This window comes from Thalassomonas actiniarum, assembly GCF_000948975.2.
GTDB classification, from domain to species: Bacteria; Pseudomonadota; Gammaproteobacteria; order Enterobacterales; family Alteromonadaceae; genus Thalassomonas; species Thalassomonas actiniarum.
Window position 1 is genome coordinate 2,339,735 of record NZ_CP059735.1, and the last position, 14,537, is coordinate 2,354,271.

The 14,537-nt window shown below is 44.6% G+C and carries 11 protein-coding genes and 1 riboswitch; of the genes, 5 read left to right on the forward strand and 6 right to left on the reverse strand.

Going from position 1 to position 14,537, the window contains the following annotated elements; all coding sequences use genetic code 11:
* Nucleotides 1-37: 37 nt before the first annotated feature.
* The 5 genes from SG35_RS10130 to SG35_RS10150 all read right to left on the reverse strand — a co-directional run bounded on the left by SG35_RS10130 (nt 38) and on the right by SG35_RS10150 (nt 4,246).
* Nucleotides 38-2,083, reverse strand: a complete 2,046-nt coding sequence (locus tag SG35_RS10130) for a tetratricopeptide repeat protein (RefSeq protein ID WP_044836302.1) — start codon at nt 2,081-2,083, stop codon at nt 38-40.
* A gap of 271 nt (nt 2,084-2,354) precedes the next feature.
* Entirely contained in the window at nt 2,355-2,882 is a 528-nt protein-coding gene (gene fldA / locus SG35_RS10135) for a flavodoxin FldA (protein WP_044836303.1), read from the reverse strand.
* 28 nt (nt 2,883-2,910) lie between these two features.
* Nucleotides 2,911-3,192, reverse strand: coding sequence for a LexA regulated protein (gene ybfE, locus SG35_RS10140; protein WP_044836304.1), 282 nt, complete (start codon nt 3,190-3,192; stop codon nt 2,911-2,913).
* Between the two features lie 10 nt (nt 3,193-3,202).
* The gene (locus SG35_RS10145) at nt 3,203-3,424 is read right to left on the reverse strand and encodes a DUF2788 domain-containing protein (protein WP_044836305.1); all 222 of its coding nucleotides are present in this window, start codon (nt 3,422-3,424) and stop codon (nt 3,203-3,205) included.
* Between the two features lie 57 nt (nt 3,425-3,481).
* Nucleotides 3,482-4,246, reverse strand: a complete 765-nt coding sequence (locus SG35_RS10150) for an alpha/beta fold hydrolase (RefSeq protein WP_044836306.1) — start codon at nt 4,244-4,246, stop codon at nt 3,482-3,484.
* Between the two features lie 193 nt (nt 4,247-4,439).
* On the opposite strand from SG35_RS10150, the gene seqA reads away from it, so the two are divergent.
* The 4 genes from seqA to rnr all read left to right on the forward strand — a co-directional run bounded on the left by seqA (nt 4,440) and on the right by rnr (nt 9,970).
* Nucleotides 4,440-5,093: a replication initiation negative regulator SeqA gene (gene seqA, locus SG35_RS10155; protein WP_044836307.1), complete on the forward strand. Its 654-nt coding sequence runs from the start codon at nt 4,440-4,442 to the stop codon at nt 5,091-5,093.
* Nucleotides 5,094-5,113: 20 nt separating this feature from the next.
* Nucleotides 5,114-6,760, forward strand: a complete 1,647-nt coding sequence (pgm, locus tag SG35_RS10160) for a phosphoglucomutase (alpha-D-glucose-1,6-bisphosphate-dependent) (protein ID WP_044836308.1) — start codon at nt 5,114-5,116, stop codon at nt 6,758-6,760.
* Nucleotides 6,761-7,156: 396 nt separating this feature from the next.
* Entirely contained in the window at nt 7,157-7,366 is a 210-nt protein-coding gene (locus SG35_RS10165; protein WP_044836309.1) for a cold-shock protein, read from the forward strand.
* A 273-nt stretch (nt 7,367-7,639) separates the two neighbouring features.
* Nucleotides 7,640-9,970: a ribonuclease R gene (rnr, locus tag SG35_RS10170; protein ID WP_063888701.1), complete on the forward strand. Its 2,331-nt coding sequence runs from the start codon at nt 7,640-7,642 to the stop codon at nt 9,968-9,970.
* 216 nt (nt 9,971-10,186) lie between these two features.
* Here rnr and SG35_RS10175 read toward each other — a convergent pair whose 3' ends face one another.
* The gene (locus SG35_RS10175; RefSeq protein ID WP_044836310.1) at nt 10,187-11,203 is read right to left on the reverse strand and encodes a substrate-binding domain-containing protein; all 1,017 of its coding nucleotides are present in this window, start codon (nt 11,201-11,203) and stop codon (nt 10,187-10,189) included.
* 268 nt (nt 11,204-11,471) lie between these two features.
* Nucleotides 11,472-11,555: riboswitch (cyclic di-GMP riboswitch) on the forward strand.
* A 315-nt stretch (nt 11,556-11,870) separates the two neighbouring features.
* On the opposite strand from SG35_RS10175, the gene SG35_RS10180 reads away from it, so the two are divergent.
* Nucleotides 11,871-13,856 (forward strand): methyl-accepting chemotaxis protein, encoded by a 1,986-nt coding sequence (locus SG35_RS10180; protein WP_044836311.1) that lies wholly within the window; start codon nt 11,871-11,873, stop codon nt 13,854-13,856.
* The last annotated feature ends 681 nt before the right edge of the window (nt 13,857-14,537 follow it).

Below are 14,537 nucleotides of genomic sequence, written 5' to 3' on the forward strand. Positions count from 1 at the left end.
CTGATATGACAAGATATCAGCCTTTTTTATTCGAAAACTATAAACCCGGCGGCATGGTGATACTTGCCAGCTGAAATTCCATTTCTATCTGACGGCAAAATTCACTGCCGAGCCTGTCGCACTGGCCTAAAGCCCGCTTTTTCAAAAAATGAATATCACTGCGGTACAGGTAACGGCTTTTGGGATTGATGTTATCAAGCATCTGCCTTAAGTCCATGAGGTAATCATGATTTTCCGCGTCCGGATAACCCCCCAGTAAACGGGTTTGATATTCATGCTTTAATACCGAAGCCGAAGCGCGGTAACTGCCTGTTGCCGAGGCGATATTGCTCTCTAATTCATCCCGGGAAAGGATATTATTCCCCAGCGCCTGCTCGACCCTTAGCCGGGTGACTTCCAGTGCGCGCACTATCAGTAATGCCGGGGTGATCTTATGGGTTTCGATAATATCAAAAGCCTTGGCGACTATGGTTTTGGCCGCTTGTGTTTCCTGGTTATACAAGCGGGCCCGCGCCAGGAACATCATATATTCCAGGTGGCTGTCATTACCTTCGCCGTTAATGAGCTTAGAGACTTCCAGTGCGGTCTGTAAATGTTCAATGGCCTTGGGATACTGGCCTATCATCAAATAATGCTCCCCCAGGTTGCCATGTGTTGCCGCCATTTTCGGGTGGTTTTTAGGGAATAACTTACTGCGGATTTGATAGCTGTCCAATAAATATTGTTCTCCCCTTTGCCAGTCCTGGTGGAAGAAAATCAGAATACGGCCTAATTCTTCCATGGCTGCCGCGGTTTTTTCATGAAGGCGGCCCAGTTTTTCCTGATAGATACAGATAGCATCCTGTACCAGGGTGACCTTTTCTTCGCCGTCGAGTAAAAACCAGTTGAGCAGGTACCGGGCATCGGCAATTTCAATGGCATCGGCGGGCAATTCTTCCCGGTAAAGGGCCAGGGCCAATCGGGTATGTTGTTCGCCGTCGTTCATGCTTTCCCGGCGCACGCAAAACGGCTCCATGCAATAGAGGTAGCCGCGCCCGGTAAATAAATGGGCTTTGGCCAGCAGCAACTTGTTATCCGGATGGTAGTTTTGCGTCAGCTCCAGGGTGTGTCGGGCAACATCGTAGGCTTCCTGTCGGCGGTGCAGTTTGAGCAAGGTATCTATGGTGGTAAATTTCGTTTCTATATATTCGATAGAGCGTTTGCCATAAACCTGCTCGGTATGCTGCTCGATACGCCCTATGAGCACTCTGGCTTCCTGATAATAGCCGCCAAGATAATAGAGTTCGTACAGGGCCTGTTGCATTCCTTGCTTGGTGGTGGCCGGGCCTGAAAATTCGGCTATCTGTATCCGGGATTTATCCAGTACAGACTTAAGCAGGGTTTTATTGTTTTGCGGGGTATTGTAATAGCGAAATACCGTATCCTGAAAAAACAGCTTTTCCGCCGACAGTGATTTTAAGCGCAGCGATTGATGCTGATGTTGCAACTGCAGCTGACTAAACTTAGAGTAGAGCAAAAATAAGGCATATATTAGGATGGCGACCAGCAGCCAGGCTATTCTCCGTGATTTACAGACGTTCAATTTCCCGGGGAAAGGGCTTTGGCGGTGAAAGGGGATCAGGCCTTGGTTGCTGTGCGGTTTAGCAGACTCAGGCGCTATTTTTTTATCGACAGCAAGTACATCCGTTGCTTGCTCTTCACTATCCGCCGGATTTGGGGAGTAGGCTTCTTCCTGGTATTGGCAAATGTGTGCCGAGAGTTTATAACCTTGTTTGGTGATGGTATAGATCAAGGTTTTAGTGTCATCGGCAAAGCAATTGCGCAGTTCTTTGATGCTTTGTTTAAGTACGTTCTCGCCGACATATTTTCCCGACCAGACATGGTCAAAGAAGTATTGTGCGGTGACGACATTGCCCTGACTCAATATCAGCAGGTTGAGTACTTCTGCGGTTTTGGCCCTGAGTTTGGTTTCCTGTCCTTCCCGGGTGACCACCTGGGTAGCGCTGTTGTAAATCCAGGTATTGTTGATCTGATAGCAGGTATCATTTTGCTGTTGCAAAGGCTTATGTGCTGATACTGACATCAATTTCCTTTTTATGTAATTAGTATGAGAAGTCGAATCTCCCGATGGTATCACTCTGGTACGATGTCCTGACATTACACGAGATAACGTCTGTTTTTTAACCGGTTTATTCTGGTTTGATGCTTGTAACATCAGTAAATTGAAAGGTTATATTTTAGAAAGAGGAAGAAGGAAGCTACAGGCTGTTTTTCGGGGGCATAAAAAATCCGCTGGCCAAAGCGAGCGGATTTTCTTATTTTCCCTTAAGTGTTTTGCTCAGGGGCCAGTTGCCTTAGTCGGCAAGCTCGGCTAAGCACATTTCGTCGTAGATTTGTTTTACCCACTTATCAACGCGCTCTTCGGTTAGTTCCGGCTGGCGATCTTCATCAATCGTTAACCCGATAAAGGTATTGTCATCAATCAGGCCTTTGGAAGCTTCAAATTCGTAACCTTCGGTCGGCCAGTGACCTACCAGGATGGCGCCTTTGGCTTCAACGATATCACGCAGCGGTCCCATGGCGTCACAGAAATACTCAGCGTAGTCTTCCTGATCGCCCAAGCCGAAGATGGCGACTAACTTATCGGTAAAGTCAATTTCTTCTAAATCAGGCAGAAAGTCATCCCAGTCACATTGGTTTTCACCATAGTACCAGGTAGGAATACCCAGAATAAGTAAATCGAATTCTGCTATTTCTTCCTTGGTGCTTTTAGCAATATCCTTCACTTCTACCATTTTTTTACCCAGTTTTTTCTGGATCATTTTGCTAACTGCTTCGGTATTACCGGTATCACTACCGAAGAACAAACCTACGATTGCCATGAAACTCTAACCTTTTACTCAATTAAATTTAATTCTGTGATGACGCTAATGACTTTATCAATAGCGCTTCAATCAACTCGCCCCGGCTAACTTGCTCGGCTTTGGCCCGCTGATCTAATTGTTCAAATAAAGTGTGATGAATTTTAAACTCAACTCGTTTTAAGCCATTACTTCTGTCACGTTTGACTTGATTACGTTTGTTGATCTTGATTTGCACATTACGCGGAAGAGGGTTCGTTTTCGGACGACCCGGGCGTTTTTCATCACTGAACAAATCAATAGTGGTTAAATCTGTTGCTTCTTTTGCCATATTACTTTATTTAGCCAACGCCCTGACTTTCCCAGACAAACTGGATAACGCCTTTGGCGATAAAACCTGCACAACCTAAAAATAAGACAAAATAAACGACATAGCGTCCATTCTTAGGCACATTATTTTTTTTCATGACATCATGGATAGATAACCCGATGAAAATAAATATAAAAGCAAAGAATAAATTAAGGCCGACCGCCTCAATTACTTCGAAATATTCCGCTAGCATACTTTTACCCTAAAAAAAACTGGCCGCACTATAGCATACTGACACAAGGCAATCGACTTAACTTTGTAAAAAATCCCCGACTATTTTATTAAAGATGCTGGTTTTTTCAGCATGTAACCAATGTCCCGCCCCCTGAATGATTTTCGCCTGGCTGTTTGGGTATAACTTCTGGATAATTTCCCTGTGCTCGGCGCGGATATAATCAGAGTCGCCCCCTTTAATAAACAGGGTCTTGCCCTGATATTGTCCCTGTCCCTGATAACCTTTCATTATCTGGGGATAACAGGCAGCAATATAATCGAGATTACATTTAAAATGTAATTTTCCGTCTGAAATGGCCAAATTTCTGAGTAAAAATTGACGTACCCCAAGGTTATCGACGTAACGGGCCAATTGTTCGTCGGCTTCTTTACGTTTGCTGATAGTGGTCAAATCAATAGACTGTAAGCCCTGGATGATGTGTTGGTGGTGCGCCGGATAAGCTACCGGGGCAATATCTGCCACTATGAGCTTTGATACCCGCTCAGGGGATGCCAACGCCACTTCCATGGCGATTTTCCCCCCCATGGAGTGTCCCAAAATAGCGGTTTCGCTGATGCCCAGATGATCGAGCAGTTCGATAACATCCTGTGCCATGACACTGTATTCCATCTCCTGTTTATGAAAAGAACCGCCGTGGTTGCGCACATCCATGCTGGTGACCCGGTATTGCGCGCTCAGGCCTTTGGCAACCATGTTTAAATTTTCCATCGAACCGAACAGGCCATGGATAAGCAGCAGGTCAGGGCCGGTGCCATTTTGTTGATAATTAACTAACTTCACGTATACCCCAATAAAGGCCTTATTTATATAAGCGGGAATTGTGCTTTTTTTTTGCCTCGGTTGCAATTGTCGGGGGAACAAGATCAGGCAAAATTTAGCGAAGAAAATTGTAAACTAATGCCATTCCCCTATAGAGACTTGCCTTTAAGGCAAGTATAATCCCGGGGCGATTAAATCTTTTGCAGGGTAGTTAATGAAAAACATAGAGATAGATGAAGAGCTTTATCAATATATTGCCACCAACACACAATTTATTGGTGAAAGTGCCTCATCGATTTTACGGCGTTTATTATCTTTAGAGAGCAGTGAGAAAACGGCTGCAGCAGGCAATGAAGCCAGTGTTGCCAACAATCAGCAACAAAATACACCTCAACCAAATACAGAAAACGCAAAAAACAAAGTTGAAGCCAAGGCCGAAACCAAAACGAAAAAAGCGGATCTGGATGTTAGCGGCGTTGACAGTGAAAAAGCTGTTGAGGAAAAACCTCAGGTGCAGGCAATTAACGGTAATGAAACCGTTTTTAATTATATTAATAAAGAAGAGCTGGGCATGCAGCGTGGCGCGGTTGGCCGGTTTTTATTGATTTTAGCGGCGTTATACCGGGTGCATCCGCAGCAGTTTGCTTTGGTCAGAGATATCCGCGGCCGGGATCGTTTGTATTTTTCCGATAACGAGTCAGATCTCAATGCCAGCGGCAGCAGCACTAAACCGAGACAGATCCCGGACAGCCCTTATTGGGTGATCACCAACTCCAATACCACACGTAAGAAAATGATGTTAACGGAAGTTGCCGTTTCTTTAGGTTACGGGGAAAGTGACGCTGAAAAAATTCGCGAATTATTATAATTGCCGGTTAAGGACATTAAATGACAGTGCATCAGCATGCCGGAAAACCCGCCAGGCCCGAAGACAGGATCAACATTGCCCGTTTGATCAGTGATTATTTCCTGAAAATCCCGGATGTGAATATCCCGGAGCAACAGGTGAGTTTTGGCACTTCCGGCCACAGGGGCAGCGCCGCGAAATTAAGCTTTAACGAAGCCCATATTCAGGCGATTTGTCAGGCGGTGGCTGAGTATCGCCAGCAGGCAGGCTATCAGGGACCATTATTTTTGGGCAAAGACACCCATGCTTTGTCTGAGCCGGCTTTTGCCAGCGCCATTTCTGTGTTGATTGCCAACCAGGTGCCTGTGGTTATCCAGGCCGATGAAGGTTTTACCCCGACGCCGGTCATTTCTCGCTTGATTATCAGTCATAACCGGGCAAACCAGGCGCAGGCGGATGGTTTGATTATTACTCCGTCGCATAACCCGCCAGGCGATGGCGGCATTAAATATAATCCTCCCCATGGCGGCCCCGCCGAAGGAGAGGTAACAAAACACATACAGCAGCGTGCAAATGAGCTGTTAAGCAACCAGCTTGCTGATGTGCGTACCTTAGATTATGCCGAGGCCCTGCAGTCTTCCTTGCTGAGTAAACAAGACTTTATCGACTTTTATGTTGGTGAACTCGAGCAAGTGATCGATATGGCTGCGATTGCCAAATCCGGCCTTACTTTAGGGGTTGATCCTCTTGGCGGTTCCGGCATTCATTACTGGCCGGTTATCGCCAAAAAATATGGTATTAACATCGACGTGGTTAATCAGGTCGTTGATGCCAGCTTTGCCTTTATGCCGTTAGATAAAGACGGCAAAATCCGTATGGATTGTTCATCGCCTTATGCCATGGCCGGGCTTATCGACATGAAAGATAAGTTTGATGTCGCCGTTGGCAACGATCCCGATTTTGACCGTCACGGCATAGTGACCAAAACCGGTGGTTTGATGAACCCCAACCATTATCTGGCGGTGGCGATTCATTACCTGTTAACCCACAGACAATGGCCAAAAGACTGCAAGATAGGTAAGACCCTGGTATCAAGCTCATTGATTGACCGTCTGGCCGCGCACTTAGCGCGTCCTTTGGCGGAAGTGCCGGTGGGCTTTAAATGGTTTGTCGACGGTTTACATGACAGCAGTTATGCCTTTGGCGGCGAAGAAAGCGCCGGTGCTGCCTTTATTGCCCGTGACGGCAGCTGTTGGACCACAGATAAAGACGGCTTTATCATGACCTTGTTAGCGGCAGAAATACTGGCGGTAACCGGCAAAGATCCTTACCAGTATTACCTGGAGCTGGCACAGCAGCTGGGTGAGCCTTGCTACGGCCGGGTAGAGGCTGTGGCAAACATGGCACAAAAGCAAGTGTTAACCTCCCTCAGTGCTGATGATATCCGCGCCGATATGTTAGCCGGGGAAAAGATACAGCAAGTGCTCACCCATGCCCCGGGTAACCAGGCAGCCATTGGCGGGTTAAAGGTGGTCACTGAAAACGGCTGGTTTGCCGCCCGTCCTTCGGGTACCGAAGAGATTTATAAAATCTATGCGGAAAGCTTTGTTGATCAGCAGCATTTACAGGCCATTATCAAAGAAGCGCAACAGATTGTCAGTCAGGCCTTTTCTCAGGCAGGGTTGTAATATCCTTTCTTTTATAAAAAAACCGCAGCTTATTTACTGCGGTTTTTTTGTTCAGGAAGAAGGGGCAACTTACCGGTTCCTGTCGCAAGTTGTAATAGTGTCGCACCTGAACTGACACTTGATGTTGATATCGTTCGATTATATCGGGCAGGCAGTTATGAGCGAATAGCGGGCATTAAGCAACGCTTAGAGTAAAATATGAGAAAGTATTTGACTTTCATTGTTATTATCCGTATCTTTGCTGCAGCTTGAAAGAAAGCCTTTTATTTATGCCCATCACTTCGTTGTTTCTTAGTTGTTCCTCGTCCTGTAGTTTTTTTAAATTTTAGTCCGTTTTTTCCCGCTATTCATGCCTTATGAAGGCTGCTTTATACTTTATCTACAGGATATTAATTTATGTCTAATACAAATACTGGTACCGTAAAATGGTTTAATGAATCAAAAGGTTTTGGTTTTATTTCACAAGAATCTGGTCCGGACGTTTTTGCACACTTCCGTTCAATTGTCGGCTCAGGCTTCAAAAGCTTGACTGAAGGTCAGACGGTTGAATTCACTATTGCTCAAGGTCCAAAAGGCCCGCAAGCAGAAAACATTGTCGCAGTTTAACTGATTGCACTTTGTTGCCGAGGTGCTCAGGCTACATAAGCCTGGCCACTGCGGTTACTTCAAATACGTTGAGGGTGTGATGCTCACAACGCGCCAAAAGACCTTCAAGGTCACATAGAAATATTCATATTTCATCTTATTTTAAATCGCTCAAATCAATGAGTGGTATTAGCCAGCATACTCTGCCTTTGTTTTATCTGTTCTGCATCGATACATCATATATATGTCTACAAATCGCAACGTTTTTGGCTACATCAATTGAGAATATAATAAATGATACTAGCTTCAAACCCGGCGATTAATGCCGTAGATACCCAAATACATAGCCACCCGATCCCAAATCGAGAGCACATTCTTAATCTGCTAAAAAAACACGGTTCGCCACTAAACCGAAAGCAGCTTGCTGTGCGAATGATGTTGTCTGGCAAAGAAGAGCAAGAAGGCTTGCGACGTCGCTTGCGGGCAATGGAACGGGATGGACAAATTACCTTTGATCACAACACCGGCTATAAGGTCTTGAGCCAGGATGACATGATTTCAGGCCGTGTCATCGGTCATCGAGATGGTTTTGGATTTTTGGCCCGCGATAACGGTGGCGACGATTTACTGTTAAGCCAACGAGATATGATGCTGGTTTTTGATGGCGATCGCGTTCAAGTTCGAATATCAGGCACTGACCGTCGCGGACGTGAAAAGGCAACTTTGATAAAAGTTATCGAACGCAATACTTCCCAAGTGGTAGGAAAACTGAGCATAGATAATGGTAATTACTTTATCAGACCTGAGAACAGCCGAATTGCCCAAGAAATTGATATTGATAAAAAACAGCTAATGGCCGCTAAAGAAGGTCAATATGTTGTGGTGACGATTACAGATTATCCTTGCCACCAGTATCGGGCATTTGGAAACGTTACCGAAGTACTCGGCAATGAGAGAGCACCGGGGATGGAAATTGACCTTGCTATACGAGAGCACAAGATCCCGCATGTGTGGCCAGAAGAGGTAATAAAGGCTGCCAGTACTATGGGGAATGAGGTTGCTGAATCCGATAAGTTACATCGTGTTGATCTTAGAGCATTACCTTTTGTCACCATTGATGGTGAAGATGCCAAAGATTTCGATGATGCTGTTTATTGTGCACCACAAAATAAAGGCTGGCGTCTATGGGTTGCTATTGCCGATGTATCCCATTATGTGACGCCCGAAAGTGCGTTGGATAAAGAAGCACAAACACGAGGTACTTCTGTTTACTTCCCCGGGCATGTAGTGCCAATGTTACCTGAAGTATTGTCTAATGGACTATGTTCATTAAAGCCCAAAGTTGACCGCCTGGCGTTGGTTTGTGAAATGCAAATCAACGCATTAGGCAAAATGACGAGTTATCAATTTTCTGAAGCGGTTATTCACTCACACGCCAGATTAACCTACAACCAAGTGAATGCGATGTTAATAACCCCAGATCACAAGCTGGATCCGCTAGTGAAACGCGAACATGCGGCGTTCATTCCACACATGCGTGAATTACATCAATTGTATGGCGTATTAAGCCGAGCCAGGACGACTCGTGGCTCAATTGATTTTGATACTAAGGAAGTTCAGTTTCAATTTAATAAAGAGCGCAAGGTAGACAAAATACTTCCGGTTGAGCGTAATGATGCACACAAACTTATTGAAGAATGTATGTTATGTGCAAACGTAGCCACCGCCCGCTTTTTAGAAAAACTCAAATTGCCTGCACTATATCGGAATCACAATGGACCACAAGGTAAAAAGTTGAAAAGCTTGAGGGCATTTCTTGGTGAAAAGCGCCTCAACCTCTCAGGCGGTAAAAAACCAGCCCCAGTTCATTATGATCGCTTGCTGCGAAGTCTTGGTAAACGTTCTGATGCGAGCGTGATTCAATCTATGATGTTGCGCTCACTGAGTCAGGCTGAATATAGCCCAGACAATATAGGGCACTTTGGTTTGGCCTATTCTGCATATGCCCATTTCACCTCGCCAATTCGGCGTTATCCGGATTTATTAATTCATCGCGCCATTCGTTCAGTGATTCGGGGACAAGAAAGCGGTGGCAAGATACGCCGAGCACTGAAATCTGTAACTGGCATTGGGGGTGATCCCGTTCAACGGGTTTATAGTGCCAACCCCCTCGATGCCCAGAAGAGTTACCCCTACGATAGAGAGCGCATGGAGGCTTTCGCAACGCATTGCTCACAATTATCTCGACGTGCCGATAAAGCAAGCTGGGACGTTGATGCATGGTTAAAGTGCGATTATATGCGGGATACCATTGGTGACACCTTTACTGGAGTGATCACTACTGTCACCCCATTTGGCTTATTTGTCGAGCTCGAAGATACAAAAGTTGAAGGACTTATTCACATTAACGCCCTCAATAATGATTCCTATCATTTTGATGAAATTAAGCAATCTCTTAAAGGTGAGCGTACGAACGCTAGTTACGCCATTGGCGATACTGTCCAAGTACGAGTTGCTCAAGTCGATATGGAGCAGAGAAAAATAGGGTTTGAATTTGCAGGACTTACCGACTCACAAAAAAGAACTAAAAAAATCAAAAAGCATACAAAGTCATATTCCAGATAAGTTTTGACGCTGTGATTGAACTATCTGCGTAAATTGAGGTGACTAAAAAGATGTGAATGTCCGTTTATGGTATGGAGGCGGCTGTCAGGTTTTTTTAGAGCTTGCCTAGTCCTAAAATAGGTTGACAGAGGTGGTTGGGGCTTATTCACGTCAGTTAAGTCGCTGCATTCCCGGCAGGCGATGTTGTATGATGGCAAGTTAAGCCGTGGATATTCTCTAGCCGGCAGGCTGATTTTCGGTACAGCTGGCATAGTTCTCACCGGTGCAATAATGGAAATCCAGGTAATACAATTCCTTGGCCGGTTTCTGGCCATACACCAGGTATTGATAGAGCAGCTCGGTGCCAAGGCGTCCCATTTCATAGGGGCGCTGGCCGATATTGATGGTAGACAGGCCTTTTTCCAGCGCTTTGAGCTGTATCTGTTCGGTATCTGCCGAGATGATAATAGCTTCTTTTGTTGATATTTTTTCTTTATAGGAGCTGATGCGGCTCAGGTAATCGGGGGAAAACTGGGCAAAGCCGGCCACCGCGATATTAATCACCCTTTGTTTCTGTTGTAACATAAATTCTAACTGCCTGATTGCCAGTTCCCGTTTGCCCAGGGAATAGAGCGGGCAGCGGTCTAATTCAACCCAATTACCATTGTCCTTGAGGCGGTTGGCAGACTTGCCTTGCGATAACGCCAAACGTACTCCCTTGATGCGGTCATTTAAGTTAGGCGTGGTTTGATGGCCGGAGTGAATACAAACCTGCAGCGGCAGTCCTTGATTGCCTGGCGTTGATTCAAGCAGCTCCTTAGCGTAATTACCTAAGGCGATACCAAAGTCTTGATTATTGGTACCTACATAAGCCTGGCGGTAAAATTGATGTTGTGGCAGCAGATCCGAGTCAAAAGTAAAGATTGGGATTTTGGCTAAATAGGCTCTTTCGAGTACGGCTTGTGCCAGATGGTTTGAGTCGGTCACCGAGATCAGCAAGCCGTCGATGCCCTGATGGATCAGATCTTCTACTACCAGGGCCTGGCTACGGGGATCCTGGTAATCCTGCGGTCCATCATAGATACATTGTACCTTAGGGTGTTTTTGGGAAAAGGCCTGGCACCCCTGATAGGATTGTTGGTAAAAACTATCATTTTTTGTTTTGCCAATGATGGCGATTTTAATGCGATTGTCGGTATTTGCCTGCACGATAAAGAAGGGCAAATAAAACAATAGCAAGGTTAGCAACTTCATGAAATCGGGTTACTCTGACTCCCGGTTAAGGTTAACAAGGAAATAGCAAAAGATAGTTAAGGATAATTTCTAACTGAATAATTTACCAAGTGCAACAGGCAGTCGTGCTTTTTCAGTATAAATTTGTCGAAGACGCAAAAAACTTTCAGATGTGGTGAAAAAGTGAGAGGGGAAGACTTCTTTTGTTGATCTGGAATAAGTTTTGTTCGAATATTCTGCATTATGGCAGGTAATTTGTTGACATCGTTGACAAAATCTATATCATCCGCCGCGAAAAAGGCAAGGTGTCTGAAAAGATGCTCACGCAAAACTACCGGCCTAAAGGGAAACCTATGGCGGCGGAGCTACCACGATAAATTAATTTCTTATCAAGTTCTATACAGGCATTGCAGCTGTATCTTTCGGTATTAAGCACCTCCATTAGCACATCAATTTCGCTTGTCGGTTATCAATACCTTTTGTCTTTTTTGCTTCTGGTAGGCAATCCTCAGTCTAGTTGTTTAAATCGCCACTTTTCCCGGCTTTTAAAAATACGGCACTGAACATTGAAAATACCTGTAAGCCCTCGGTTTTTTTGGATGTTGCCGTTATCGGTATGATTTTATTGAGTGAATAAACGTTAATAACAATAGTCATGCACTGCATGAAATACAACAGGATCCGGATTATGAATGTATTCCATCGATTGAAATTTAAGCACAAACTTTTTTTACTGATTTTAGTGCCTTTACTTGGCTTTTTATATTTCAGTCTCAGCCATTTAGTTGAAGTTAATCATAAACTCAATACCGCGCATGAAATACAGCAGTTATTGTCTGTTACCGTGAAAAACAATGCCCTGGTGCATGAGTTACAAAAAGAGCGGGGTATGACGGCAATTGTTCTTGGTAGCAAGGGGACAAAATTTATCCGTGAACTAAAGGAACAGCGGCAAAGAACTGATCAGGTACATGCTGACCTTTCCCGGGGGTTAACGAATTTTCGCAGTGAACACCCGGGTATCAATAAGATTTTGTCTGATATTAATCATGACCTGGCACAATTAAATCAGGTGCGCACAAGCATTAATAACCTGAGCATTTCTACGGGGGAGGCGATTGCCTATTATACCAAATTAAATGATGAAATTTTGCAGCTGACCGGTTTCTTTATCAGCATGAGTCCAAAGGAAACCGTACGTCTGGCGATCAGTTATTATAATTTTCTTGAAGCTAAAGAAAGGGCGGGTATTGAACGGGCCGTGGCAAGCGGCGGTTTTTCTGCCGGTGCTTTTACCAGCGAGAGTTTTCAAAAATTTATTCGTTTAAACGCGAGACAAGATACTTATCTGCAGCAGTTTTTACTTAACAGCCCGGACGAATTAAAAAATGACTACCTGCAGAAAATGCAGCAGCCGTCAGTTTTGCAAGTCATTAAATACCGTAAGCAAATTACCGACAAAGGCCCGCAGGGACCTTTTACTGTTGATGCCAAATCCTGGTTTCGCGTTGCCACTGAGCGGATTAATTTATTTAAGCAAGTTGAAGACAACATCTCGGCAAGTTTTATTGGCCAAATACAACAACTGTCCAGCAGCGCCAACAATACCATGATATTCACGGTATTGGTTTTGTTATGTTCGACTGGCCTGACCTTGTTTATTGCCGCTGTTATTTTAAAGAATTTGTTGCAGCAGCTTAAGCTGTTAACTAAAACGATCACCAGTGTCAGGGACAGCCATGATTTAACCGCACGGGTAAGCGTGATCAGTGCAGATGAACTCGGGCAATTGGCCCATGCCCTTAATGAAACTTTAGTGACCTTTTCCGGCGCCGTTGAGCAAATCAGCTCCAGCAGTATGGAACTATCCGCATCCGCCGAGCAGTCGGCAACAACAGTGGAGAAAAATGCCCTGAGTCTTCAGCACCAGCAAAATGAAACGGCTCAGGTGGCCACGGCAATCGAGCAAATGTCGGTGTCTGTTCAGGAAGTGGCGAGAAATACTTCTACGGCGATGACCGCCGCGCGCCAGGCCAATGAACAGGCGATTAATAGCCAACAGGTAGTAAGTGAATCATTACATACCATCAACACCCTGGTGGGGGAAGTCAGTGAAATTGGCGGATTAATTTCTGGTTTACATACCACCAGCGGCACCATTGCCGGTGTGATTGATGTGATTAAAGGTGTTGCTGAGCAAACGAATTTACTGGCGCTAAATGCCGCCATTGAAGCTGCCAGGGCAGGAGAGCAGGGGCGCGGTTTTGCCGTGGTTGCCGATGAAGTCAGAACCCTGGCACAGCGCACCCAGGAGTCAACGGTAGAAATTGAGAATATTATTCAGCAACTCCAACGGGAAGCCGGCAATGCCTACACCGTTATAGAGGGCTCGCAGGCCAAGGCACAGGCCACGGTACAAGGTACCAATAAAATCGAATTGTCATTAACCGAAATTGTGACTTCTATTTCAGATATTAATGCCATGGTGGAGCAAATTGCCGTAGCCGCCGAAGAGCAGGTGAATGTAACCGATGAAATTAACCAAAATATCAGTGATATTGATAACAAGTCTCAGGAAGTGACCGTAGGGGCAAAAGAGGTTTCGGATGTGGCATCAAGCCAGGTACTACTGGCTAATAATCTGCAAGATTTAGCGGCAAAATTTGCCATCTAATAATTATTGCTAAAGGCAAGTAAGAGTTCTTGCCTTTACGCTTATTTATCGTGTAAAAACTATTTTAATAAAATTCATAAAGGTGATTTATTTCATATGAATTCATATTGAAATATCAGCCTTTCTCATTGCTTTACGCAAAAAACCATCGAATAGAACAAGTAATTACGAATTATACTCTTAGTTATTTCATCTTTCCTTTGTTGTCTGACCGTTAAACATCAAAAAGATTGGAAGCTGAGAACTGATGTTGTGCCGATGAGGAACAGTACAAATATTCGTTAACGACAAATCCCCAGAATGCTAACTTTTTGAGATGTAATAAAGGGTAATACTTTTTTTTAAGTTTTACTACTTTTATTTATGCATAAAGAGTTGCAGAGACCACGGATGAGAATTGTCTTTTATGTATCCTCCTTTGTTAGGTCGGCTTTTCTATAATGCGTTGAACAACGTGTATTTTGCAAAGCTTTAAGCCTTAGGTTATTGCTTCATTTTCCAACTTATTGTTGGCAGAAGGGAATATTCTCAGATGATATATGCAAATACAGGGATAAAGCCAATATTACGGGCTAGAGCACCGTTGGCTAAATACTTTATTTTGGCAGACGTTAACAGATAACCATTAACGACTATTTTTCTGTGTTGTTTTTTGGGTTAACGTCGTCCGCTATCAGGTAT